The following is a 25605-nucleotide window of genomic DNA, read 5'->3' on the forward strand; positions in this document are numbered from 1 at the left end:
AACTATTTTTTCCGGTTGAACGTTTCAACTAAGGCATTTTGACTCAATTTGAATAAAGTAAATTTTTTTTCAAACTGACGTATTCCCAACAATGTTACTATCTTTGTGCTTTTTATCTTTGACCACTAAAAGGAAAACCAAACTGTAGAGATGAGGACCAAACTTTCTCAATTCACGTACGAACTACCCAAAAAACTGATTGCACAATACCCCGCCGATAACCGCCATGAAGCCCGCATGATGGTCATCAACCGGAAAACTGGTACCATTGAGCACAAGGTTTTTAAAGACATTTTGACTTATTTTGACGAGGGCGATGTGATGGTCTTCAACAACACCAAGGTTTTTCCAGCTCGTTTGTATGGGCGTAAAGAAAAAACGGGTGCCAAAATTGAAGTATTTCTACTGCGTGAACTCAACAATGAATCCCGCCTTTGGGATGTACTCGTTGATCCAGCCCGCAAAATTCGTGTAGGCAATAAGTTGTATTTCAGCGATGACAACGACAACGACATTCTGGTAGCAGAAGTTGTAGACAATACCACCTCACGGGGCCGGACCATTCGCTTTTTGTACGAAGGCACGGACGACGAATTCCAAAAAGAACTCGCTACCCTGGGCAACACGCCTTTACCCAAATACATCATTCGGCCTGCTGAAGACGTGGACCGGGATCGCTACCAAACCGTATACGCCAAAGAAATTGGTGCGGTAGCAGCGCCAACTGCGGGCCTGCACTTTAGCAAGGAATTGATGAAACGTTTGGAAATCAAAGGAGTAGACTTCGCTGAGTTGACGCTTCACGTTGGTTTGGGCACTTTCCGAAGCATCGATGTGGAAGACCTTTCCAAACATAAAATGGACGCCGAGTATTTCCGCATTCCAGCACCTTCCGTTGATTTGGTCAACAAAGCCAAGGATGGGAATCACCATATTTGTGCAGTAGGCACCACTTCAATGCGGGCCATTGAATCGGCTGTATCTGCCGAAGGTTTACTTAAACCAGCCGAAGGTTGGACCAATAAATTCATCTATCCGCCCTACGAGTTTAGCATTGCGGATTCAATGATTACCAACTTCCATTTGCCTAAATCCAGCTTGTTGATTATGATTTGTGCTTTTGGAGGCTACGAACTGGTAATGCAGGCTTATGAAGAAGCAGTAAAAGAAGAGTACCGCTTCTTTAGTTATGGAGATTCTATGATGATATTATAGGTGATTGTAGGGTTCGGAGGCAAATTTTTGAGCGACCCGAACCCTATTCGACCCATCCATAAAACCCATAAACTGTGCGCCCTATCTTATTCCTACACACTTTCCTTGCCTTGTTGTTTAGCCATTCGTTCACTGTGGCAGAGGTTCGCACCGTAGAATTCAATTTTTATAGTGAAAAAATCCGCCTCAACTACAATACTGACTTGCTTCAGGTGCCTAAGCCAATAATCGAAGGGAAAAATATTAAAAATTATTATACCTTACTGCAACGAACCACGCACCAGCTTTTGTTGAACGATTTAAAAATTCAGCGAGACGCATTGGCGCTCAATGATTGGTTGTATTATGAAATGCTACGTGGCGCAACGGAACAAATTTTCAATGGACGTTCCAACGCAGAGAAGAACCTGCTCCTATGGTTTTGTATGTCTGAAAGTGGTTTTGATACCCGTGTGACTTTTCGGGAGCAGCGCGTCTTTGTATGTGTATACACCCAAAGTGAAATTTACGAAGCACCTTTGATTGAAGATCGAGGCCGAACTTTTGTCAATTTGAGTGCGAGCAATACCAAAGCAGATGAAGAAGGCGTTTTTTTGCTTGACTTCGCTGCGAAACCAAATGGAAAATCTTTTGTCTTTGGTTTAGGAGTGTTTCCGGGACTAAAACCTCAAGTGGAAAAAAAGTCGCTGGGATTTACTTACAAAGGGCAAAATTACAGCTTAGAAGTCAATTTTGATCGCAATTTGGTGCGCATGTTGGAACGCCACCCTTTGATTGACGAACGAGAATACCTCAAGGCACCTATGTCAGAAGTTTTGCGCAGTAGTTTGTTGCCACAATTGACACAGGTGATTAAGGGAAAAAGTGGGATGGAAGCCTTGGAACTACTTACGGTGTTTACCCGTTCTTGTTTCAAGTACAAAGAGGACAAAGAATATTTCGGGCGGAGCAAACCCATGATTCCCGATGAACTGTTTCATTATCCTTATTCCGATTGTGAAGACCGCTCAGCATTGTATTACGCCCTGGTGAAAGAACTACTGGGCTGGCCCATGTTGATCATTGGATTCCCTGATCATTTGACCATTGCAGTGTCTATTCCCGATTTTGATGGCGATGCTATTGAATATCAGGGACGAAAATATTATTTTTGTGACCCGACAGGGCCCGCCAATTCTGCGGAAATTGGACGCCTGCCGGAAGAATTTATCGGCCAGGAGTACGAAATTTTGGGACAATTCAATTAATCCTGCAAAATTTTTAGTTCTTTTGCCCAACTTTTGAATTTATTTAAGTTTTTAATTCAAAAACTTGAACGAATTCTTACCGTGATTCTGGGATTATTTGCTTTAATATGGCATTCATTTAAATTTTGAAATCAATATGTACTGGACGTTAGACCTTGCGTCTCACCTTGAAGACGCACCATATCCGGCTACTCGCGATGAGTTGATTGACTATGCTATTCGCTCCGGCGCTCCTCTGGAGGTCATTGAGAATTTGCAAGTTATGGAGGACGATGGGGATGAACTGTACGAAAGCATTGAGGACATTTGGCCCGATTATCCCAAAAAGGATGACTTCCTCTTCAATGATGATGAGTATTGATTGATTCGGGTTCGCCCGCATCAACACGACATAGAGGCCCCGCCCAACAGCGGGGCTTTTTTGTGTTTTTAGCGTTGAAAAGTTGAGTGTTGAAATGTTCCAAATAGCTATCGACGGTCATTCTTCCTGTGGAAAAAGCACCTTGGCTCGTGCCCTTGCACATGAGTTGGGCTACATCTATATCGATTCCGGTGCCATGTACCGGGCGGTTACCCTTTTCTTTTTAGAAAACCAGGTGGATTTATACGACCATGCCATGATTCAGCAATACCTGAGTCAGGTTGAACTGAGTTTTGGACTGGCCGACACAGGCAACCGTACCATCCTCAATGGGCGCGATGTGGAAGATCGCATTCGGGAGATGGATGTAGCCGCCAAAGTAAGTCCAGTGGCCACAATTCCCGAAGTCCGACGCAAAATGGTACAACGCCAGCGCGAACTGGCCAAAAACCATGGTGTCGTAATGGATGGTCGGGATATTGGTACGGTCGTGTTTCCTTACGCAGCCCTCAAAATTTTCCTGACGGCCACGGTTCAGCGCCGGGTAGAACGGAGGCAGCTACAACTATTTGAACAAGGGCATATCGTGGATTATGAAGACATCCTGCACAACCTTTACGAGCGGGATTACATCGATTCTACCCGTTCCGACAGCCCCTTGATGAGATCACCAGAGGCCATTGTGATCGACAACAGCAATTTGACTCCAGAAGAACAATTGGCCATTTGCGCCCTACTGGCCCGACATCGTATGGAAATGCATTAACGACATGAGATCCTCCAACACACTTTTAATCTTTGGCGGGCTATGCCTGACCATCCTGGTAGCCTGTTCCCCCGATCGCAGCGCCTTAAATTGGCTCCACAAAACGGAGCGAGACTGGGCCAAATTGGAAAATAAACAACCCGAATGGCCAGAGATGCTCGATTCGGAAGCATTGCAAAACCGACTGGATTTTTTAGCTGAATCCCTTGGTAAGACACAAAACTGGGTGCAAAAACCCCTGGATGCAGCCGTCAAAACAAAGTTGACAGCTTTAGTGACGGACTTAGAAGCTGCCCAGAGTCACCTGGAAACGCAACAAAGTGACCCCAGTTCCTATAATCTGGGTTTGCGTTTGCGGAGCTTATTTGCGCCCGATCAGCCTTTTGAAATGAAAAAACTGGAAGATTTGGAAAACTACCTGGATCAGGCCTCCGTTTATTATCGACAGGCTAAACAAAAGTTACAGGCACCAGCGCCTAACCAGTGTGACTCGGCTGTCGCTCAACACATCATCAGCATTACCTATTTACGGGAAGAATTAGGGGCAAAAATAGCAGAAAGCAATTTGCCGAACCTGAAGATCAAACAATTGAATCAAAAAATCAGCAGATCTTGTTTGTACATGAAAGATTACCTGGCCTGGTGCAGAAGTATGGCCTTTGAAGCCCGGAATTGATCTATAAGTCTTTCACCGAATTCCGATCCGTTAAAATATCTTTTAACTCCTTCAGGAAGGCGTACTGATGGGGCATCACTTTTTTGAAAGCTTCTTTAAAAACCACAAAAGCGCCCTGGTTCATCTCGCTTTCGAGCTTGTCCTTTAGCTGAACTGCATCTTCGTACAGCATGGATTTGAGCGAGGGGATGTCGTGCCATTCACCTTCTACCGCGAAGGCTTCTTCTTTGGCACCATTTTCTGCATGGATTGGATCTAACTCTATGAAACGAACAGCATCGCTGGTGAGGGAATTGGGTGCCTCGGTTTGATTTTGAGGAATGGCCCATTCTTCAGTATCCGGGGCATTCACCAGAAATATTTCTAGCCCCCGTTCGCGGAAGCGATAGATGATCAGGTTTACTTTTTTAGCTAAGCTCATATTCTACAACTTCCCTCGTGATGTTATTAGCTCCAAACAACCTTGTGCTAAAAAGGTTCATTCGTGCAAAGAACTACATAATCACTGGAAAAACCAAATGAAAATCAAAATGAAGAAATTAGCACAAAGGGAAAAAAAAGAGGACACAAAGAACACAAAGCGAAGCGCTGTCAACTTCTAACTTTGTGTCCTTTGAGTCCTCTTTTTTTCCTTTGTGTTTTAAAATGTCGCTTTGGTTGTGGTGAAAATTTGGAACGACGCAACCTACAACATATAACTCACCCGCAATCCTAACCCCGCATTGCGGTCCCTAACCTCCGCATATGGCCCACTTTTGCGATTGATATTGGTCAAGCCCTGGTTGAGTTGCAACCCAATGCCCCATTTTTGTGGAAACTGATAAGTTGCCCCCAACATCAAGCCAACATCAAGCGGATTGAAAATTTCCCGAATCTGGTCTTTGCGGCCATCGTGTCGATCATTGGCACTTAGCAATAAGCCCGGCTGCAGACCAGCTTCTACAAAAAAGGATTCTTTGATTTTGTAGCGGGCACTCAAAGGCACTTGTAAGTAATTAAGCCGAACATTGGCACTGGAAGCCCTCATGTTGCCACCGGGTTCATATTGGTAATTTTCGTAGGCCCCACCCTGCATTGAATAGGCGAGACCAGCTTTGATCTCGGTTTGATTGGGCAGTGTCAATAAGTTGAATCGCACACCCAACCCCAATCCTACTACTGACCCATCGTAACTTTCACTTTGTCCAATAATTCGATTGATGCGCATGTAGAGGAGGAATTCGGTCAAGCCGCCCAATTTTTTGAACCACTTGGTATATTTGCCGTCGTAGGTATCGTAGTTGCGCCGTTTGATGACGTCTTCACTGGATTCCCCGGAAGTGGTCTGCGCCAGGCTTTGGGTAGCCAGTGCTACAAACAAGAGGTTTATCAATAACTTGTACATGTTTTTGTTTTTTTGGAGATTAAGAGATGATTTTCTGAGCTGAGTTGCTCCACATTGAGCAGTTTTTCCTCACTTTTTGGCGCTACAAAAGGGCCAAATGAAATGGCCTTAGCCCAGCAGGAATCAGTTTTTAATGCTTGCAAATGCTGGTAAAGGGCGCAGGGTGAGCCACCCCTGCCCATCACCAGAGGGAGAGGGAACTTTACAGTTTGTTGTAACAACTTTGGTCTGTCAATCACATCATTGAATACCTCAAGCGCATAATCGTAACAGTTGTAGCGATTGAGGTGGTAGCTGCGTTTAGCTAAGGCAATACTTTGTTTTTGTAAGTGCTGAAAAGAGGAGTCGTTTAGGTTGATTGTGATTTTTGCTTCAAATTCATCGCCTCCATTGTCGCGTAGTTCCGACTTCACTTTTCGGAAAAAGACGCTGGAAATGGGCTGGCGGGGATAAAAACCCCAGGATAAAGTCGATTGCAGGCCGCTCAGGGTGTCCAAACGTTCCAAAATGAGCAATACATGGCCCGGGTTTTTTCGGTACCACACTTGGGCTGGCTTTTGGTTGTTGGGCACATCCGCAGCGAGGGTGAGGGTGACCAGTTCATGTTCACCCAAGGGCCGGAGCAATATGGCGCTCAAAGGTTTTTCAGCCTCCAGTCCAGTATAAAGCAAAATTAGGCTCAGGAATAGGGGCTTCATCAGTGGTCCGAGAAGTATTCATAGGTGGTTCCATCCGTTTTTTTGGAGGAGAAATACATAAAAGAGCCATCGCCTCCGAAACTGGTTTTTTCCCCACTCCAATGGTTGTGGATTTTGTAGTAGGAGTTGCTGCCTCCTTTCCCAAAGCGAGCCTGGTACAACTGAAATACATTGCCAAGGGCATAAGCCATGTTTTCCTGGCCAAAATTGCCGTTGGCATCCATCCAGTAGCGACCGGGAATCACTTGCATGAAGGTTTGAAAACCGGCCACATCTTGAGGATGCAGGTCGCGTCCGTTGATAAAAACACCCGTTCCACCTCCCGAGGCATTGGGTTTGAGTGCTCCGCCGACGTTCAATCCGGCTACCCCAATTCCGGTACAGGGCCCACCTTTGAGGCCAAATGCCCCAGTCAGGCGGTCGTACCAATAGTTGCCTGGGGTAAATTTGACTTTGTAGGTGTTTTCCAATTCGGCCAGGGTGGTGGCATTGACAGTTTCATCGTTGATGATGAATGGTTTCATGGTATTTTGGGCGTTTAAGGCCAGACCGATGGCCAAGGTGAACAAAAGGGATAGGCATTTCATGGTGGATTGTTTTGGGTTGATAAATTATCTTGAAACAAAATTACAGGCAAAACCTGCCCAGCACAATCCCTGAATGACAGGGTTTTAAATTGAGAAAATTACCTGGATTCAGGTAGTGAATTGTACACAAGCGGATGTGGAAAAGGAGTAATTTTGAGCTTATACTTAATTCTTCATACCCTATTTTGAACCCATGAGTGTTAGCATTCGTATTGGCCTCGCCTTTTTATCGACCTTATCAGTTTTAGTTTCAGCAATGGCACAACCTGCTGATCCCCTGGTGGATAGTTTGAAACAGGCCTTACGTAGTGCAAAGGCAGACTCCAACCGGGTGAAATTGTTGATGGATTTGGGTAATAACGTAGGCTATTACGACGCGAAGGCCGCCCTGGATTACGCACACCGTGGCTTGGGATTGAGCAAAAAAATAAAGTACCGACTAGGGGAGGGGCGCACCCATTATTTGTTGAGCAATACTTACCTAGATTTGGGTGATTATCAGCAGTCAAAAACGCACCTGGATACCGCAGCACAAATTTTCAGGGCCTTAAAGCGCCCGGACATGTTGGGGAAAATTCACAATGCCCGGGGCAATTGGCATTACTTACAAAGTGAACTTTGGCAGGCTGCGCGTGAATATGGGCAAGCGGTGGATCTCTTTCATCGGTTAAAAGACACCCTTTTGGAAGTCATTCCCTACCAGAATTTGATTGCAGTATTGGGTGAAACCAAAAATTACGAGCGCGCTATCACCCGCAGCAAACGTTTGCTTGCTATTGTCAAACAACGCGGCGACAGTTTGCAAATGGCGTATTCCTATTATTACCTGAGCAACAACTACATCGCCTTAAATCAACTCAACGCAGCAGAACCCTTCGTGGCACTTTTATTGGCTTTTGTGCAACAATCCAAGGACTATAGCCTGGCTGCGGATGCCTACAATGTGATCGGTCTGTACCATTTCAAACGTAAAGATTACCAACGTGCCCTGGGTTTTTATCAACAAGCCCTGGAAAAAGCCCTCCGTGGCGATTATCAAAGTGCCCAATACCATCACGCCATTGGCCGAACCTACCTGCGGCTCCAGGATTTACCCGCTGCTGGAGAATACCTACATCGTGCCGAGAAGGAGGCGTTATCAACTAAGGCCAAAGACTTGTACGACCAAATCTGCCGCGATTTGGGTGAATATTATACTCAAGTGGGCAAACCTGCTCTGGCCTATCAGTACCTGCAAAAATACACTCATCTCAACGATAGTATCCTGGTAGCAGAAACCCGGCAATACAGCAGCTACCTGGAAGCAGCTTTTGCAGATAAAAAGCGGGAAAGTGAAATTTTGCGACTTAAAACCCAACAACTAGAAAAGGATTTACTGCTCAAAAAGCGGAACTACTACCTCTTGGCGGCCATGGGCATTCTGGCTTTACTCGGAATCTTTTTTGCCTTCAAAACCCGCTATGACCGCAACCAGCGTCAATTGTTGGAGCAAGACAAAAAGCTACAAGCAGAACGAATTCTTTCTCTTGAAAAAGAACAACAAGTGATTTCCCTGCAATCGATGATCACCGGGCAGGAGTCCGAGCGCAACCGCATCGCCAAAGATTTACACGATGGTTTGGGGGGCTTGTTTTCAACCGTAAAAATGTATTTCAGTACTTTGGCGCATGAACAACCGGTATTGGGCACCAATCCACTTTTTCAAAAAAGTATAGAACTGACCCACACGGCCTCTGAAGAGCTGCGGCGCATTGCCCACAACCTCATGCCTGAAGTATTGCTGAAATTGGGTTTGATCAATGCCATCCAGGATCTCTGCAACCAAATCAACACTGGCCGATTGCTCAACATCAGTTTGCAAGCCTATGGCATGGAAGCACGCCTGAATCCTCATACCGAGATTATGTTGTACCGCATTGTCCAGGAACTGCTCAACAACATCATCAAACACGCTCAGGCTACGGAGGTCATCATCCAGTTCAATCGGCATGATGAGCGCCTTAGCATCACCATCGAAGACAATGGCCGGGGCTTCAACGCTAGCGAAGACAAAGCGGGCGCAGGGCTCAGCACCATTCAAAGCCGGGTCAATTACCTCAATGGGGAGCTCAATATTGATTCTACCCAAGGAGTTGGTACTACGGTGATGATGGAGTTTTATTTATCTTTACAACATGGTACACATCCTGCTCATCGATGATCATCCACTCGTAACGGATGGCATCAAAACCATGTTGGCCACCCAGGAAGGGATTGTGGTAAGTGCTGCGGCAAAAACTGCCAAAGAAGCCTTGAATTTGCTTGAACAATCCACCTTCGAAATAATCCTGCTCGACCTCAGCTTGCCGGACATGGATGGACTGGTACTATGCAGTGAGATTCGCAAAAACAACCAAAGCTCCAAAATCATTGCCCTGACCTCCACCAACGAAACAGGCATCATCACTCAATTCCTCCAACGTGGTGGCAATGGTTATTTGCTCAAAAACATGGAACGCCAGGAACTCATCGAAGCCATCGAACAAGTGCAATTGGGAAAAATCTACCTCTGCAAGGGTGCCAATGAAAAAATCTTGGAGCAATACCGCAATGTAGAAGTGGCTACGCAACAGGCTCCCGTGCTGACCCGCCGGGAAAAGGAGATTTTACAGCTCCTGAACGAGGGCCTAACTGGCCCACAAATCTCCAAACAGCTCTTTTTAAGCCCACTGACTGTGGAGACCCATCGGAAAAATTTGATGCAGAAGTTTGAGGCGAATAGTTTGCAGATGTTGTTGAAGTTGGCCAGGCAGCAGCGCTTGATTGAATAAACTCTAGAAAGTTAGGCCAAACAAAAAACGGGTTTGATGCACCGCACCAAACCCGTTTTTATTTATCCGTTAGATTAGCCAATTACATTGCCAATTCAACCACTGTTTCTTCGTGCTGGCTGATGTCCAGACCTTCTTCCTCTTGATCTTCAGATACGCGAAGTGGAGTAATCAGGTTGGTCAATTTGTAAACCAGCCAAGAACCAACACCGGTGAAAGTCACTACCGCTACCAAGGCGATCAAGTGATTGATCAGCAGTTTAGGGTCACCTGTTGCGATCACGCCACCAAATGCATCCGTAGCAAAGATAGCCGTCATCAACATACCCACGATGCCACCAATACCATGGCATGGGAATACATCCAAGGTGTCATCCAGGCTAGTGCGAGACTTGCGTACAACTGCATAGTTGGAGATCGTAGCAGCTACTGCACCAATCAACAAACTTGGGCCGTAGTTGATGTAACCACAGGCAGGTGTGATGGCAACCAAACCAACTACTGCACCGATACAGGCACCGATAGCAGAAGGTTTGCGGCCACGCATGGTGTCTACCAGAATCCAGGCAATCGCTGCAGCAGCAGAAGCCAGGTTGGTGTTAACAAAAGCAGTAACCGCCTGACCATTTGCAGCCAATGCAGAACCACCGTTGAAACCAAACCAGCCAAACCACAGCAAACCTGTACCCAGGATTACATATGGTGTGTAAAGTACAGCGTGAGATTGTCCTTCGATGTGGGTTTTTCTTCTTCCGAGTACCATTGCACCAACCAGGGCAGCAATACCAGCAGAAATGTGTACAACAGTACCACCTGCAAAGTCAAGCACGCCCAATTTGAACAACCAACCCTCTGGGTGCCATGCCCAGTGTGCCAATGGTGCATAAATCAGCAAGCTCCACAGAACGATGAAGACGATGTAGCTCCAGAAGCGTACCCGCTCAGCAAACGAACCCGTGATCAGGGCTGGAGTGATGATGGCGAACTTCAACTGGAAGGCTGCAAACAATACAAAAGGAATACCTTGGTTGATGCCAGGGTTAGCTGCTGGTGCCGTACCTACTCCATTGAACATGAAGTGGGTCATTGGGTTGCCAACAATACCACCGATGGAATCACCGAAGGCCAAACTGAAACCTACTACATACCAAATGATACTGATGATGCCCAATGCAATAAAGCTTTGGAGCATAGTAGAAATAATGTTCTTAGGGCTGACCATCCCTCCATAGAAGAAGGAGAGACCAGGTGTCATCAGGAGTACCATACTGGAAGCTACCAAGAGCCAAGCTATGTTGCCTGCATCGAATGTTACGCCTTCTGCTGGTGTTGGAAAAGTTGCAGGATAAATAGAGGCAACAATAGAGATGATGATGAGCAGCACAAAGCTGAACGTAGCCATCGGCTTGTTCGTAATCAATTGTGTCATACCGTTTCCGATTTAAAGCTTTAGTTGATCTTAAAGCAGTTAGAAAAAAGGGTTAAAAAAAAATTTTTGCTTTAGTTGTATGGCAAAAGTAAGAGTAATTCTTTGAAATATTCTCAACTTCAGGTGGAGAATTTTACAAAAATGCTCAAAAGAAAATAAAAGAGAAAAATCCGGGGGCTCGGAAAAATTAATTTCAGCTAATTTCCCCATTGGCATAAATTTCTTTGGCTATTAAAGTAACCCTTCTCCCTTTAAAGTTGAGTAAATCCGGGAAGCGAGGCGACTTTGGGCTTGGTGACCCGCTTGATTGACCCAAAACTGAATGCGGAAAACCTGCTGACCACTGGCTTCCATCCCTTCAAAACCCACCAAAGGTTCAGGTTGGGTCAGGATGGCTTCTTCCCGAATGGAACAGGCTTTGATCATTTCCATGACCCGCTTGGGATCGGAACTCGCCTGGGTGCGGATGTTCAACTCGTACATTCTGGGGCCTGCCGACCAGCTATGACTCACCACTTGTTTGTACACCAAATCGGTATTGGGTACCACCAGAATACCTCCGTTTATTTTCCGAATTTTGCTGCTGCGCAATTTGATCTCCAATATCTCTCCTTCTTCCCCATTGACAATCACGTTGTCGCCAACCCGAAATGGCCGTTCAAAAATCAGAACCAGACCCGCCAGGATGTTGGCAACAAAACTTTGCAGGCCAAAACCCAACCCGATGGCAAGTGCAGCAATGATCAAACTCAATTTTTGTACATCGAAACCGAGGTAAGCAATGGCCAGCAGTACACCGATCAAAACGAGCAGGTATTGTACCAAATGCCCCAGTGCCATCGGCACACCGTATTCAAACTGGAAGCGCTCCAGGATTTCTTCTTCCAGGAGGTATTTACATAGTTTTCCAAGCAACCAAGCGACTATAATGATGGCACAAAAACCCAGTACTCCACCTACCGTCAGCCGCACGGCCCCAAAACTATACCCTGCATCCCAAAATTGCCCAAAGGTGTATTCCAAAGGCCCCAGAAGGCGCAAGGCATTGAGGATAAATCCTAGCCAGACCAATACGCCACTGATGCGCAGCAATTTGCTCGTTCCACTCAAAAAAGCGGTGCGGTCTTTAGCCGCGCTATGCCCTTCTTCCAGCGGGCGTAGGTTGAGCAAAAAGCGCAGGAGCCCTTCAACAACCATCGTGGCGCTAAAAATAATCAAGCCAGTCAGGATAATTTTTTCGAGAGAAAGGTTGAACACTTCCGCGAGGGTATCATAACCCGCAATGTTGCCCAGGGCCGCCATACTGGCTACGACCAAAAAAATTGGCGCTCCAAATTGCATGATCCGAGCGAATACAGCACTGGTCAAGGGCTCGCGGAACCACTGTCGGTCGCGAAAACCCACCGAAAAAACGAACAAGCCAAGGGAGATACTTTCCAGCACCATGAACCAGCGGAAAATCACCTGGTTGGCAATGGCCGACTTGAGCATCAGGTGTACAAAAAACAGGGCACCGACCAAATAAATGCTCCAGCGGATATTGGGGATGACAAAGCGAGGAACAATCACTACAAAAGGCACTACCAGCGCCATGACAATCATTTCACTAAACACCGAGGGGCGATTGGGGTACAACAAAGGCGTCATCAACAAGGTGATCAAAAAGGCTGTGGTGAGTGGTTTGGAAAAAACAATCTCCGTGGCCAGGTTAAATTCGTTTTGTTTGTTGTACTTGCGGTCTTTTTTGAAAAAGGAATTGCCCAACATAAAAAACAGCCCAATGCCCAGGAAGAGCATGAGGTGCAAAAACATCCGATCGCGGTTATTGCGCAAAAACTCGTTGAATTCTTTTTGGAAATAATCCAGCGCGACCCGGCGATAACTTTGTTCATCCGTGGATTGACTGATTATTGGTATCTCAAAGATGTTTTGCCGTCGTTTGGTCAGCATGCTTTGCAATTCCAGGTTTTCCAAACCCTCCATGTTGGAAAGATGGTATTGGCAAAAAAGTTTTTGATCCAATACCGTGCTTTGCAGCCGTAAAACCGCATTGCGCTGACTCAAGAGCCCAGTATTTGCCTGTTTGAGGTCGTATTGAAGCGAGTCGATGCGCTGTTTGACTTCGGTAGGAATGTCCTTGAAGGCAGTAGTGGTAAAACGCCATTGTTCTTGCATGGTGCCCAGCTGTTCAAGTAAGGACTGCAGTTTACCGGAATAATTTCGCAAGCGTTTTTCTTCATCCACCAATTGCCGCAGGTAACGCCGCCAGCGCCCCGCCAAACTACCACTGATGCGGCTGGCTACTTGCTGCTCCCACACGTAGTTGGAAGTTTTTTGCAAACTATCCGCCGCTCGGCGTAAGGAATCGACGGACTCTTGGACACTGCTCAACACGGAGTTGCTTTCCAGCACAGGCCGCAACTGGTTGCGCAGGAACAATTCAGAATTGCCCAATTGTTCGGCCAATTGTAAAATGGGGATGGCCACCACCGTGTCCGATTGGACATCAGGAGCTTGTGAAAAAATGGGCAGGATGGATAGATTCAGTAAAAATACAAGGATATAGCCTCTCATGGATGTGCACATATTTGCAGGGAATGATGGGGGCAAGGTAGGGAGAAATGGGGAATATTTCGAATGACGAATGAGGAATGCTGGACTGCCAATCATCAGAATTTGGGCTGGTCAAAATGTGGCTAAAGTAACTTGCCTGGAGATTTGACTTTTTGCAGCTTTGTTGCACTGGAAATTGCGATAAAGCTGGTACAAGGACTTGGACATGGGTCGAGTATCTTGGACAGGCTTGTGCAACCCAGGAATAAACCGTATTTTTGCCACAAATTGCGTTAAAAAATGTTGATCGCCAATCCAATTTATGATGTAGTTTTCAAATACCTGATGGAGGATGCCAAGATCGCCAAGATCATGCTCTCTTCCATCACTGGCGAAAACATCACTAAACTTTCCTTTTTGCCCCAGGAGTTTACTACCGAGATCGATACACAAAGTGTTAAAAAGACGCACAAAACTGGCCTCACTGTTTATCGGCTCGATTTTTCGGCCCAAATTCAAACCCCGGAAGGACAAAAACAGGTCATCATTGAATTGCAAAAAGCTAAGTTTCCAACGGACATCATTCGTTTTCGCCGCTACTTGGGTGAACAGTTCAATGATCCTCGCAACATCATCAGCAAAAAAATCAACAAGCGGGTACGCAAAATTGGCGTACCCATCATCAGCGTCTACTTTTTGGGACATAAACTCGATCACACCACTGCCAGCGCTATTAAAGTGAGCCGCCAATACCAGGATTTGATCACCAACGAAATCATTGAAACCCGAGAGAGCTTTATTGAAAGCCTCACGCTGGATAGTTACGTCATTCAAATTCCTTACCTGACCCAACAACGCCGCACTGAATTGGAGATTCTGCTCAGCGTATTTGATCAAAACAATGCTACCGATGTGGAACACCACATCCTCAATGTGAACGAAGCGGAGTTCCCGGAAAAATACCGTAGCATTATTCGCAAACTGCAACAGGCCATTCAAAGTCCGGAAATCAAAAAACAAATGCAACTGGAAGATGGCATCATCGATGAGTTGCAAGGTATGGATCGTGAGATTGAAGAGCTAAGTGTGTTAGTGGAGCAAGTGAAACAGGAGAATGAGCAAGTAAAGCAGGAGAATGAAGAAGTGAAACAACACGCCGAAAAGGAAAGACAACGCGCAGATCAACTCTCCAAAGAAAAACTTCAAACGCTACTTCGCATGCGTGCCGCAGGCTTGCCCGACGCGGATATTTGTGCTTTTTTGAACATTAACCCTGGAGAACTGGAGCAAATGACGAATTTTTCAAATGACGAATGACGAATATCCCCGGTCACTGAGCGGAGCCGAAGTGCCGGGGATATTCGTCATTCGAAAAATTCGTAACTCCCTTCAATTCCTGACCTACATCACCTTCAACCAAACCTGCTGTCCACTTTTATCCTGCAAATCCACCTGCAAGAACCCTCGTGAAGCGGGGTCACTCATTTCAATTTTAAAAACATTGCGGCCATATGGGTAATGTTGTAACCCTCCGGGCCGCCGGTGTAGGTGAATTGGGCTACAACGGGGATTAGGGTGTAGAGGGAAAGGAAAAGTGTGAAGAGGTGCTTCATGGTTGTGGTGTTAGTGGGTGGTTTACTTCTATTCCAAAGAATCTGGCTCTTTTACTCTAGAGATAAATTCTTTAAATGAGAGTTCCATATTTAAACCAAAATTTGGAAACTCTTCAAGCTCTTCATTACTCATAGGGTATTGATCTCCGTCCAGAAAAATAATTTGATCGTAATTTCCTTCTATGAAGCCGAGTCCAATCATGTCTCTAGATCCAAGGAAAGTGCCTATTGGCAACACTCCCGTTTTTTTAATAAGTTGGAGATTAAGGAATTTCTCTTCGAAGTATATTTTTTTAATAGTATCTAAGTTAAATATCTCTTCGATTACCATTCGCTCGGAAAAATATAAATCAAGGCCCTGAACTTTTGGTATTGGATCAATTAGAAGTGTTAGAAAATTAAATTTTTCGAATTCAATAATAAATTGAATATAATCCTTAGGTAACTTGAATGTTAGGACGGATTCTAGCTTCTGAATGAAATCTTCGCTACGAGAAGATGATTTATGAACTACAAAAAGGTTAGCATTCATGTGTAAAGTTTTTTATTTGAATTCTATTTTGTCACTCTTGCCCCAATTATAGCGAATTATTGCAGCACCTCCAGTGTGAGATATTCCACTAAACTGAGCACTGTTCAAATTTCGAGGAACCAACAAAAGGGTTTTAGTATCCTGGTGATGATGCCACGTATGATTTGGAAAATGAGTTAAATGGGCATTATCAGTTTTTTTACCAAATGTTTTTTTCAAATCCTCAACGAATTCTTTCACAAAAGTTACAGGGTCAAAGTTTTTCAGGGTTTCCCACAATCCGTTGATCAATTGTAAATCCGCCTTAATTTTTTTGGCTTGACGATTGATTTTCTCTGCCGTTAGCTTAAGCTTTTTTTCCAAGGCAGAAGAATACAGGATGTAGTCTGCAATAAAATTCAAAGAAGTGGCAATATTCTCGCAATGGGTTGCAAAGATGTACTTTCCGGCCTCAACTGCCAGTTGCCCCAAGAAAGCAATCAAATTAAATTGCTCAATCACAGCATCAACCACTCCACACGTGACTCCGAAACCAAAAACAGGCTGGTAATTGTAGGCAAAATCAGCGCCGTTTTTCTTGAACAACCAATTGTCATGAGCTGACTAGGGAATTTTAGCGATTTTCTCATTGCCTTGGCTGGCATATTTATCTTTTTTATCCTGTATTCTAACTTAACTTTGAAGCGCATCGAAATCCCGCTCCCTTGCAATTGCCTTGCAATGAGCAGATATGGATCACCACTTGCTCCTGAATACTGGGCATCGAAAGCCGAGAATGCCTGGTCAAATTCCAGACTTTTCCCTGCATACACCGAGGGGGCATACATCCCGAATTCGTATACTTTAAAATTGCTTATACTACTCCCGTATTTTTGCTGAAGCACTGCTACTAATTTGCCCGCTTCTGTATCCAGTGTAGGAAAAGTCAGGTCAACTATTTTTGAGTAGTCGTGGCGTTCTACTAAACTGCTTAAGACAGCGTAGCTGCTGGCTTTTAAAAAATCGGAATGAGTGGGTCCTTGTTCATTTACACCAAGTGGCTTGTAAACCAAAAACAATAGCAACAAGGGCAAAAAAATAGATGCAAGAATTGGTTTATGAAACTTGTTCCTAATGATCGTTCACTTTAGGATTCAGCAATTTTTATTCCAGGAATAGGTTCTTCAAAAAATCCACCTTGGTGGAGTCTATCCGTTCACGGTGAATGTTACCCCTCCAGCAAAATATTCCTTCATGATCCTCACCTCGGAGGGAATGATACATTCCTACAATGCCTCTGCGGATACTGGTTAATAGCACCAATTCTTCTTGGTCATATTCATTGGTGACTAACTTCAAATGCTTAAAGTGGAAGGAATAGATCGTGTCCATTTTTTGCGTAGCGGAGTCCAAAACCATGAACTTGTCGTGCAGGGTAACCTGGCAAGGGATGTTTTTGACAACCGTCTGTTTGGTCTTGGTTTGAAAAAAATCACCTACCCAGATTGTGGTGTAACTTTCACCTTTTTTTGCACTAAAATCAAATAGAGGGTAGCTTTTTGACTTTGAGTTAAAGGAAGAATACTGTACAAGTTTGCCCTTTGCATCCAGATAGATGAAGCCTCGAAAGGTGTGTGTAGGGTAAAAATCGGGGTCGATTTTGAAGTCGCACAATAAATTGATGCTCATGTCAAAACCACAGTAAGGAGTTTCACCTATTTTATGTTGCTTTGGTTCAAGTGTAAGCAATCCGTTTTTTACGAGTTCCGTAGAGGCATTAAAAAATGTTGGCTTGCAAGGCGCGGAATGATCGCACCCGAGCAAAAAAAACAGCCAGGCGACTAAGAGTATGTTTTTCATAACATTAAAGTTTGTACCAGCGGGTGACGAATGACGAATTTAGGGCATTGCCCTCCAAATTTGTTCGTAAGTTCATACAAATGGAATCCAAGTTCAGCGCTTCCAAAAAATCTTAGTTGCTACCACCCAATTCGTCATTCATCATTCAAAACATTCGTCATTCACTATTTGTACCCCCTCAGACTAAACTTTTTCCCTTCAAACACCTTATATTATCCAAATGCGCGTTAATTTTGAGCGAACGGTACAGCTTTTTGTTTAAAAGGAAAGCTCCGTAGATTTTGTAAGGGGCAATAAAAAAATAAGTGTTCATTTTGCCAGAGGATTAAATAAGTAAACGGTTCATTTCAAGTGCCTTATTTAATCCTTTGGCTCAAGAAAAATGAACACTTATTTTTGCCCAACTATTAAGGCGATCTATCAAACCAAACTATGCGATTATTGTCTACTGCCGCATGGTTGTCTTATCTTTTTGTGGGGGCGATTGCTGCGACCCTTCCACAACAGTCCTTCTTTTGGGAACCCCGATCGTCTCAGTCGAGTTTTGCCGCACTTAGCTGCCGCCAAGATGTCATTTTTACCCTCGATGAAAATTGCCAAATTACCATCAACCCACAACAGGTTTTGCTAGATGGCGACGATGCCACCGATTGGGCACGCTTGCAGGTACTCGTCAACGACCAGAATCCCTTTAACCGCAATGTTGCCGATGGGGTTGGAAGATATGCCTACCTCGTACGCGATATTGTCTCTGGAAGCATCATTTGCCAAAGTACCTTAATCACCGAGGACAAACGAGCACCCAGGGTGCAAGCGCTTGACTGGGCGCGTGATACACTGGATTGGTTGTGCTTTGACATTGACAGTATTTATAACATTCCCGCTTCCTGGCAAAAAACAAAGTACAACTACTACACCGGGAGCGTACTATTCACCGACAATTGTAATGGAATCCTCAGCAATTTGAAGGTCAATGATCGCCTGGTACTGGGGGACTGCGACAGTACTTTTTACGCCAAAATATACCGCAATTTTTCGGCAGAAGATGCCTCTGGCAACCGCAAAGACAGCACCCAGGTGATTGTTTTTTGGCGACCTGACTGGAAAAAATTACATTTCCCCAGAGATACGGCTATTCATTCCTGCATCCCGGAGATCATCCGCACCCCGATACTGTATCCATTCTGGATCAATGCCGTAGGAGACACTACCTTTTTTGACCGGGAATATTGTGGTTTGTCCATTGAGCGGAAGGTCACTGAAATTCTGATTTGTCGCCGGGGCCGTAAAGTGATTCAATCCTTGAAGTTATTTGATTGGTGTGCAGGTGGCATTGTACATACGGATACCACCTTAATGAAAATCGGGGACCTGCAAGCACCCGTCATTTCCAAGCCCAACAAACCCATTGAGGTTTCCACCCAACCGATGGGGTGCACTGCAACGATGCCCGTCACTCCCGATCAGTTGCAGCGGCTTTACCAGATTGGTTTTAGTGATTGTGATGCGGTGCAATTGAGTGTAAAGGTAAAATCGTATGTATTGCGGCCCAGTGTGGGCGATTCGGTTTGGCAAGAAAAAGTCTACCCCATCAGCAATGGGGTAATGAGCAATTTGCCAGTGGGTAAACACCGCTTGATTTTTTATGCCAATGATCCCTGTTTGAACAGCAGCCGCGACTCCGTCGAGTTGCAGGTCAAAGATAAAATTGCTCCACAGGTGCGTTGCGACAATGTGATTAATGTCAGTGTAAGCAATGGTTATGGCCGACTTACGGTGGCCGATGTAGACGAAGGCTCCAGCGACAATTGCCAATTGCAATCGCTCAAGGTACGTCGGGCAGTACCCGCTTCCTGTACGATGTCTTTTGATCAAAACGGCAATGGCAAATTGGATACCGCAGACGCGCTGAGCCTCGAAAACGGTATTTTTTATACCTTACCCGCCGAGCGGGTCGACTTTTTTTGCTGTGACATTGGCAGCAAAGTGCGGGTAGAGCTCATTGCTACCGACGCTGCGGGCAATACCAGCAAGTGTTGGCTGGACGCTCCAATAGAAGACAAAACTTTGTTGCAATGCGCAGTACCTGCTGACACCAATATCCTGTGTACCGATAAAAACCTGGCTAACCTCAGTGTCTATGGTACGGCCAGGGTCTTGAATGATCCATGTGGTTTGTTGAACATTGTGGCTTTGCCAACCCTTGATAAACTGGACAATTGTGGCGTGGGCACCATTACCCGCCGTTGGCAAGTGGTGCGCAACCTGGGTAAGGCCAATGAACAGCGCAGCCCAGAGTGCTATCAGGTCATTCGGCTCACTGCTATTCGGGATTATGCCATCCGTTTTCCCCAGGATACCTCGGTCAATTGTCAGCAAATTCCACCTGGCAACAAGCTGCTACATCAGGAAAATGGCTGCAACATTCTCGCCTTCAGTGTCAACGATGTACGTTTTACGGCAAGTGGACAAGAATGTTACAAAATTCTGCGCACCTGGACGATCATCAATTGGTGTGAATACAAGGAAGGTACCTTGCCCGTTATTCTAGATCGTGACTATGATAATGATGGAGAGCGTGGCAATACAGCATTTTGGCTCCTGGTTCAACCCGATGGGCATACTTACATCGATCAGGATAAAATTGTGAACAATACCATTCCCAATACCAAAGGACACTGGACGAATAGCATCGAACGTCCTCTTTTGCAGTCGCGGGGCATTTGGGAATATACCCAACTCATCAAGGTTTACGACGATGAGGCACCCAAAATAACCCTGTTGAGCAGTAGCTTTTTTGATGCCCGCAATAATGATTGTACCGGAGATGTAAACTACCAGTTTTCAATCGCTGAAAATTGCAATAGCCAGGACCTTAAAGTGGAGGCCCTGTACGATGAAAAAGCCGATGGAAAAATTGACCGCAGTTTGAAATTGGCAGGCACTTACCCGCGCTACCGCATCCTGGAGCGATTGCCGATTGGCATTCACAAAGTCCAAATTGTAGCCTCCGATGGCTGCGGAAATACAAGTCGTGAAACCATCCAAATTGAAGTGCGGGATGCAAAAGGCCCTGCGCCAATTTGTATCAATGGCTTGGTGGTGGAACTTATGCCCCTGCCTGTACCGGAAGATATTGATGGCGATGGTGACCTCGATCCGGGAGCAGCCGTAGTTTGGGCCAAAGATTTTGTTGCCAGCAAGGTGGAAGATTGCTCAGGCATCGTAGGGTATTCGATTCATCGGGCCGATGACATTGAAAGTGGCCTTGAAAAGCCCGATCCCAACCACACAAGCGTGGCCTTAACTTGTGATGATCAGCCCAGTATCCTGGTGTATGTGTATGCCTGGGACACCCGAGGCAATTATGGTTATTGTGAAACCTATGTCTTGGTGCAGGACAATCGTGGGCTATGCTCTACAGCAGGCAAGGCCAGCATCAGTGGCACCATTAAAACCTTCACCAATAACCCCATGAAAAATGTAAATGTACGATTGAGCGGGCTTCAAAACGAAGCAACACTCAGCAGTGCAAAAGGGGAATATAGCTTTCAGAAATTGAAAGAAAACAATGATTATACCATTTCGCCTGAGTTGAATACCAACCATTTGGAAGGGGTGAGTACTTATGACATCGTTGTCATTACCCGGCATATTTTAGGGGCTATGCCATTTGATAACCCTTATAAATTTATTGCCGCAGATGTGGATTTGTCAGGATATGTGTCTACCCTGGACATCATCCAAATCCGCAAAGTGGTGCTGCGCCTGGATTTGGAATTTAAAAAATGCCCAAGTTGGCGCTTTATAGATGCCTCCTTCCGCTTCAAAGACAATCAAAACCCCTTGGCGGAAATTTTCCCTGAATTGCGCAATTACAACAACCTGAACAGCGAAATGCTGGGGGCGGACTTTGTGGGGATAAAAATGGGGGATGTCAGTGGAAATGCGGCCCGGGAAAATTTAAGTGCAGCTCCGGAGTTACGCGATCAGGCCGAAAGACCCTTACAAATTGGCGCTTTACCCAGCGAAATAAAAGCAGGGGAAGTGTATACCATGGCCTTAAACCTGCCTTATGCCAGCGACTTGTTGGGCGCTCAGTTCAGCTTACAGTTCGACCCAGAGATTTTGGCGTTTAACCAGATCGAATACCAGGATGCCGGAATGGAAAGTTTTGGGCTGAGTGAGCTCGAACGTGGATTGGTGCGGGTATCCTGGATCAATACGGGTAAAAAAGCAGGTCAATTGGCTACCCTACAATTCAGGGCAAAAAAATCGATTGCGCCCAGTGATTTGTTCAAGCTTGCCGAAAGAGATCTAAGCCCAGAAGGGTACACCCTACAGGAAAGTATAGAAAAAATTGTCCTTCAGCACCCTGTTGATGCCGGGACCACACTGCCCCAATCCCAACTTTATCCCAATTCACCCAACCCTTTCAGCCAATCTACGACCATCGAATTTGATTTGAGCGAAGCGGGCCCGGCAGTCTTGCAGATCAGCGATTTGTCGGGCCGGATCCTCAAATCTTTCACTCAAACCTACCCTGCTGGCCATCATCAAATTGTGGTTGATAAAGCCGATTTAAACCAATCTGGCGTCTTACTGTATACTTTGCAAGCCGGAATGTATCGGAAGACCTTGAAAATGGTGTTGTATTAGTTGAAAAGTTTAGGGCTGAAATGTTGAAATGAAGTTGAAAAGAGGGAAAGTTAGATAGTCAAGCGTGTGCAGTGTTTTAGAAGTGATGCAATAATCTTGAGTTACCTGTGTCTTTTCAACTTTTCAACCCTCAACTTTTCAACTCTTACCCTTATCTTCGCCTCCATGAATTACTCCTTTTTTATCGCCAAAAAAGTTGCTGCCGAAGGCGAACAGTCCTTTGCGCGAGTGATCATTCGGATCGCGGTCATCGCCATTGCCCTGAGTATCAGTGTGATGATTTGCGCTACGGCCCTGGTTTCGGGATTCAAGCGGGAAATCAGTAGTAAAATTTTTGGCTTTTGGGGGCATATCCACATCACGAATGCCAGTGTATATGAGAATTTGCTGGAAGAATCTTATGTGGACATGAACCAGGACTTTTACCCCTCTTTGGATACCATTGATCGTGTAGCCTTTATCGAAAAACGCAACATATTGGGCCGGGAGGTCAAAAGCACCCGTTTTACCAATGGTGGAGTAAGGCACATTCAGGTGTATGCCTTCAAAGGGGGCATCATCAAGGCCAAAGACGAAATTGAAGGGATTTTTTTAAAAGGAGTAGGACAGGATTTTGATTGGCAATTTTTGAGCCAATACCTTGTAGCGGGTCGCCCCATCAACACCAAAGACAGTACGGCATCCAACGAAATCCTGATCTCGCGTACGACCGCCAATCGCCTCAAAGTGGGGGTAGGGGATGGCTTTCGGGTTCATTTTGTGCAAAACGGCGAACAACTCAAACGCAGCTTCAAAATCTGCGGCATTTACAAAACGGGTTTGGAAGAATACGACCGCCAATTTGCCCTGGTGGACATCCGAAAAATCCAACAACTACTCGGCTGGACCGAAAATCAGGTTGCCGGGTTTGAAGTATTCCTCGACGACATCAACGACCTGAAACCCCTCTCAGAAGACATTTATTACAACCATATTCCCAACGAACTCTACGCCGAAACCATCCGCCAAAAATTTCCTGGTATTTTCAACTGGCTGGATTTGCAAAACATCAATGAGGTGGTGATTCTCAGCCTGATGGTCATCGTGGCCATCATCAACATGATTACGGCCTTGATGATCCTCATTTTTGAACGCACCAACATGATCGGAGTAATGAAAAGTATGGGCGCGCGCAATTGGGGTATTCGGCGCATCTTTTTATACTACGCCGCGTACATCATCCTCAATGGTTTGTTTTGGGGCAATTTATTGGGCATTGGCTTGTGCCTCTTGCAAAAATATTTCAAATTCATTCGCCTGGATGAGGAGAACTACTACCTATCCTATGCCCCCATTCACTTCAACCTTTGGAGTATTTTGTTGCTGAACATTGGTACACTGGTGATTACGCTGCTGTTTTTGGTCATTCCTTCTTATTTGGTCAGCCGGATTAGCCCGGTGAAGGCCATTCGTTTTGATTAATGACCCACGCATGCGCCAAAGAAAAAAACCTTATTTATTGCTTCGGCTGAACTGGTGGTTTTGGACTTACCCGCAGCGTATCCGCAGGTTGTTTGAGCGCTCTAGCTATCAACATTTAGCTGATTTTGGTTTTGTTGTACTTGACCTTTTTGGGGTGTTGGACTGCTTTGAACTGCTCAATGCTACTGTATTCAAACTAAACACCCGGGCCTTAAGCGACGCAGAAAAATTTTCCGCCCGCATGGTTTTTGGCAATGTCATTCCTTTGGATTTGGTGCGCATCGATGAAAGTGCTCGAATTGGCACCCGCAGTACAGGCATTGTGTATGTGTCCGGCTTTACCATCAATAGTTGGGGCCCCTTTTCGGAGGCCATTCTGATTCACGAATTGGTGCACGTATGGCAATATTACCAGCAAGGCGCAGCCTACATTCCACGGGCACTGCGGGCGCAAGGTTCGGCCATGGGCTACAATTACGGGGGCTTAGCTGCTTTGCAAAATGCTCAACACATTTCCGAATTTAACCTGGAGCAACAAGGGGATTTGGTCATGGACTATTTCCTACTGCTCCAGGATCGTCAGGCCTCCTGGGCACCGGAAGCCTGTGCTATAGACCTTCCTTTGTACGAAACCTTCATCGACCAGATACGAAATGCAACATAAAACCGTTTTTGAGGCGGATTTAGGAACAGATTTGTTAAGTTTGCGGGCGAATTGAGGAGTCGGGAAATAACCAGATTCTGGAACCCAAACGCTAAACGTTATGGTCAGATATTACCTCAAAGTGGATGGTCGATTGAAGGAACTGGAGCAACCTGAAGCAGGCTGTTGGGTCAATATTACCCCCCCTTTCAATCAAGAAGAGTTGGAGGAGGTGGCACAAACCTTTGATTCTCCCCTCGAATTTTTTACCGACTCGCTGGATATTGACGAACGTTCACGTTATGAAACCGAAGAAGAGGTTCGACTCATTCTGGTCAATACACCAGTTCTCAACCCAACCGAAGAAGAAAACGATGCCATCTACATCACGGTCCCCATTGGTATTATTTTGGCCGATGAACATGTCATCACCATCACTTCCATCGAAAATCCGGTTTTGCAACGTTTTTTGGACGACAAGGTGAAAAACTTTGATCCGGCGGACAACATCCAGTTTGTGCTCCAAATCCTGGAGCAAAACGTGTATCGATTTTTGACTTGTCTGAAAAAACTGGACCTCAAGCGCAACCTCATCGAACAGGAGCTTTACCACTCCAGCCGCAACCGGGAACTGCGGCAATTGTTGAGCATTGAAAAAAGTTTGGTGTATTTTGTAAACTCACTTAGCGCCAACGACTTGCTCAACATGAAGATGAAACGTACCGATTTTTTGGCCATCCGGGATGATGAGGAAAAATTTGACCTCTTTGAAGGCATCATCATCGACAATGGACAGGCCTTGGAAATGTCGAACGTTTACAGCAATATCCTCAGTGGAACGATGGATACTTATGCGTCCATCATCTCCAATAACATGAACGTTACAATCCATCGCCTCACCCTGGTCACCATCTTCCTGGCTGTTCCAACCTTGATCGCCAGTTTTTTTGGCATGAACGTACCTTTGCCATTTCAAAGCAGCCGCTTTGCCGTGTATTTGATTATTGTGCTGGCCTTGGTCATCAGTTTGCTACTCGCCTTGTATTTTCAACGCAAACGCCTGTTTTAAGGTAGGTTTCTCGCTGGGTTTTCCACATTTTATTTGAGTTATCCACATGTGGAAAAATAATTC

At 45.5% G+C, this 25605-nt stretch carries 23 protein-coding genes; 12 read left to right on the plus strand and 11 right to left on the minus strand.

Annotated elements, in window-relative coordinates:
* The first annotated feature begins 150 nt into the window (after positions 1–150).
* The 5 genes from queA to ACEW9O_RS05770 all read left to right on the plus strand — a co-directional run bounded on the left by queA (position 151) and on the right by ACEW9O_RS05770 (position 4265).
* Entirely contained in the window at positions 151–1215 is a 1065-nt protein-coding gene (gene queA / locus ACEW9O_RS05750; protein WP_373549179.1) for a tRNA preQ1(34) S-adenosylmethionine ribosyltransferase-isomerase QueA, read from the plus strand.
* 74 nt (positions 1216–1289) lie between these two features.
* On the plus strand, positions 1290–2462 hold the full coding sequence (locus tag ACEW9O_RS05755) for a hypothetical protein (protein WP_373549180.1): 1173 nt from the start codon (positions 1290–1292) through the stop codon (positions 2460–2462).
* Positions 2463–2598: 136 nt separating this feature from the next.
* Positions 2599–2823 carry a DUF2795 domain-containing protein gene (locus ACEW9O_RS05760; protein WP_373549181.1) on the plus strand — a complete coding sequence of 75 codons (225 nt, stop codon included), beginning with the start codon at positions 2599–2601 and terminating at the stop codon, positions 2821–2823.
* A gap of 94 nt (positions 2824–2917) precedes the next feature.
* Complete coding sequence (cmk, locus tag ACEW9O_RS05765) at positions 2918–3589, plus strand: (d)CMP kinase (protein ID WP_373549182.1); 672 nt, start codon at positions 2918–2920, stop codon at positions 3587–3589.
* A gap of 4 nt (positions 3590–3593) precedes the next feature.
* On the plus strand, positions 3594–4265 hold the full coding sequence (locus ACEW9O_RS05770) for a hypothetical protein (RefSeq protein WP_373549183.1): 672 nt from the start codon (positions 3594–3596) through the stop codon (positions 4263–4265).
* 1 nt (position 4266) lies between these two features.
* Here ACEW9O_RS05770 and ACEW9O_RS05775 read toward each other — a convergent pair whose 3' ends face one another.
* The 4 genes from ACEW9O_RS05775 to ACEW9O_RS05790 all read right to left on the minus strand — a co-directional run bounded on the left by ACEW9O_RS05775 (position 4267) and on the right by ACEW9O_RS05790 (position 6934).
* On the minus strand, positions 4267–4686 hold the full coding sequence (locus ACEW9O_RS05775; protein ID WP_373549184.1) for a hypothetical protein: 420 nt from the start codon (positions 4684–4686) through the stop codon (positions 4267–4269).
* A 264-nt stretch (positions 4687–4950) separates the two neighbouring features.
* Positions 4951–5649 carry a porin family protein gene (locus ACEW9O_RS05780; protein ID WP_373549185.1) on the minus strand — a complete coding sequence of 233 codons (699 nt, stop codon included), beginning with the start codon at positions 5647–5649 and terminating at the stop codon, positions 4951–4953.
* The gene (locus ACEW9O_RS05785) at positions 5634–6347 is read right to left on the minus strand and encodes a hypothetical protein (RefSeq protein ID WP_373549186.1); all 714 of its coding nucleotides are present in this window, start codon (positions 6345–6347) and stop codon (positions 5634–5636) included. Before ACEW9O_RS05785 ends, ACEW9O_RS05780 begins: the two co-directional genes overlap by 16 nt.
* Positions 6347–6934 (minus strand): hypothetical protein, encoded by a 588-nt coding sequence (locus tag ACEW9O_RS05790; RefSeq protein WP_373549187.1) that lies wholly within the window; start codon positions 6932–6934, stop codon positions 6347–6349. The genes ACEW9O_RS05785 and ACEW9O_RS05790 overlap by 1 nt, the downstream gene beginning before the upstream one ends.
* A gap of 193 nt (positions 6935–7127) precedes the next feature.
* On the opposite strand from ACEW9O_RS05790, the gene ACEW9O_RS05795 reads away from it, so the two are divergent.
* The gene (locus ACEW9O_RS05795) at positions 7128–9134 is read left to right on the plus strand and encodes an ATP-binding protein (RefSeq protein WP_373549188.1); all 2007 of its coding nucleotides are present in this window, start codon (positions 7128–7130) and stop codon (positions 9132–9134) included.
* A complete protein-coding gene (locus ACEW9O_RS05800) occupies positions 9109–9744 on the plus strand; it encodes a response regulator (protein WP_373549189.1) in 636 nt (211 codons plus the stop codon). Before ACEW9O_RS05795 ends, ACEW9O_RS05800 begins: the two co-directional genes overlap by 26 nt.
* A gap of 82 nt (positions 9745–9826) precedes the next feature.
* On the opposite strand, the gene ACEW9O_RS05805 is transcribed toward ACEW9O_RS05800, so the two are convergent.
* Both ACEW9O_RS05805 and ACEW9O_RS05810 read right to left on the minus strand, forming a co-directional pair.
* On the minus strand, positions 9827–11173 hold the full coding sequence (locus tag ACEW9O_RS05805; protein WP_373549190.1) for an ammonium transporter: 1347 nt from the start codon (positions 11171–11173) through the stop codon (positions 9827–9829).
* 231 nt (positions 11174–11404) lie between these two features.
* On the minus strand, positions 11405–13747 hold the full coding sequence (locus tag ACEW9O_RS05810) for a mechanosensitive ion channel family protein (protein WP_373549191.1): 2343 nt from the start codon (positions 13745–13747) through the stop codon (positions 11405–11407).
* Between the two features lie 279 nt (positions 13748–14026).
* Between ACEW9O_RS05810 and ACEW9O_RS05815 the strand changes: the two genes are divergently transcribed.
* Positions 14027–15043 (plus strand): hypothetical protein, encoded by a 1017-nt coding sequence (locus tag ACEW9O_RS05815; RefSeq protein WP_373549192.1) that lies wholly within the window; start codon positions 14027–14029, stop codon positions 15041–15043.
* 164 nt (positions 15044–15207) lie between these two features.
* Here ACEW9O_RS05815 and ACEW9O_RS05820 read toward each other — a convergent pair whose 3' ends face one another.
* From ACEW9O_RS05820 to ACEW9O_RS05840, 5 genes are all read right to left on the minus strand, one after another.
* Entirely contained in the window at positions 15208–15339 is a 132-nt protein-coding gene (locus ACEW9O_RS05820) for a hypothetical protein (RefSeq protein WP_373549193.1), read from the minus strand.
* Between the two features lie 28 nt (positions 15340–15367).
* Positions 15368–15871, minus strand: a complete 504-nt coding sequence (locus ACEW9O_RS05825; RefSeq protein ID WP_373549194.1) for an SMI1/KNR4 family protein — start codon at positions 15869–15871, stop codon at positions 15368–15370.
* Positions 15872–15883: 12 nt separating this feature from the next.
* Positions 15884–16456, minus strand: coding sequence for an HNH endonuclease (locus ACEW9O_RS05830; RefSeq protein WP_373549195.1), 573 nt, complete (start codon positions 16454–16456; stop codon positions 15884–15886).
* Positions 16369–16938, minus strand: coding sequence for a hypothetical protein (locus ACEW9O_RS05835; protein WP_373549196.1), 570 nt, complete (start codon positions 16936–16938; stop codon positions 16369–16371). The genes ACEW9O_RS05830 and ACEW9O_RS05835 overlap by 88 nt, the downstream gene beginning before the upstream one ends.
* A 76-nt stretch (positions 16939–17014) precedes the next feature.
* A complete protein-coding gene (locus tag ACEW9O_RS05840) occupies positions 17015–17539 on the minus strand; it encodes a hypothetical protein (RefSeq protein WP_373549197.1) in 525 nt (174 codons plus the stop codon).
* A 603-nt stretch (positions 17540–18142) separates the two neighbouring features.
* On the opposite strand from ACEW9O_RS05840, the gene ACEW9O_RS05845 reads away from it, so the two are divergent.
* From ACEW9O_RS05845 to ACEW9O_RS05860, 4 genes are all read left to right on the plus strand, one after another.
* On the plus strand, positions 18143–22369 hold the full coding sequence (locus ACEW9O_RS05845; RefSeq protein WP_373549198.1) for a T9SS type A sorting domain-containing protein: 4227 nt from the start codon (positions 18143–18145) through the stop codon (positions 22367–22369).
* A gap of 165 nt (positions 22370–22534) precedes the next feature.
* On the plus strand, positions 22535–23830 hold the full coding sequence (locus ACEW9O_RS05850; RefSeq protein ID WP_373549199.1) for an ABC transporter permease: 1296 nt from the start codon (positions 22535–22537) through the stop codon (positions 23828–23830).
* A gap of 10 nt (positions 23831–23840) precedes the next feature.
* Entirely contained in the window at positions 23841–24494 is a 654-nt protein-coding gene (locus tag ACEW9O_RS05855; protein ID WP_373549200.1) for a hypothetical protein, read from the plus strand.
* Between the two features lie 100 nt (positions 24495–24594).
* Positions 24595–25542 carry a magnesium transporter CorA family protein gene (locus ACEW9O_RS05860; RefSeq protein WP_373549201.1) on the plus strand — a complete coding sequence of 316 codons (948 nt, stop codon included), beginning with the start codon at positions 24595–24597 and terminating at the stop codon, positions 25540–25542.
* The last annotated feature ends 63 nt before the right edge of the window (positions 25543–25605 follow it).

Origin of the sequence: Haliscomenobacter sp. (assembly GCF_041740695.1) — a bacterium.
Taxonomy (GTDB): Bacteria; Bacteroidota; Bacteroidia; order Chitinophagales; family Saprospiraceae; genus Haliscomenobacter.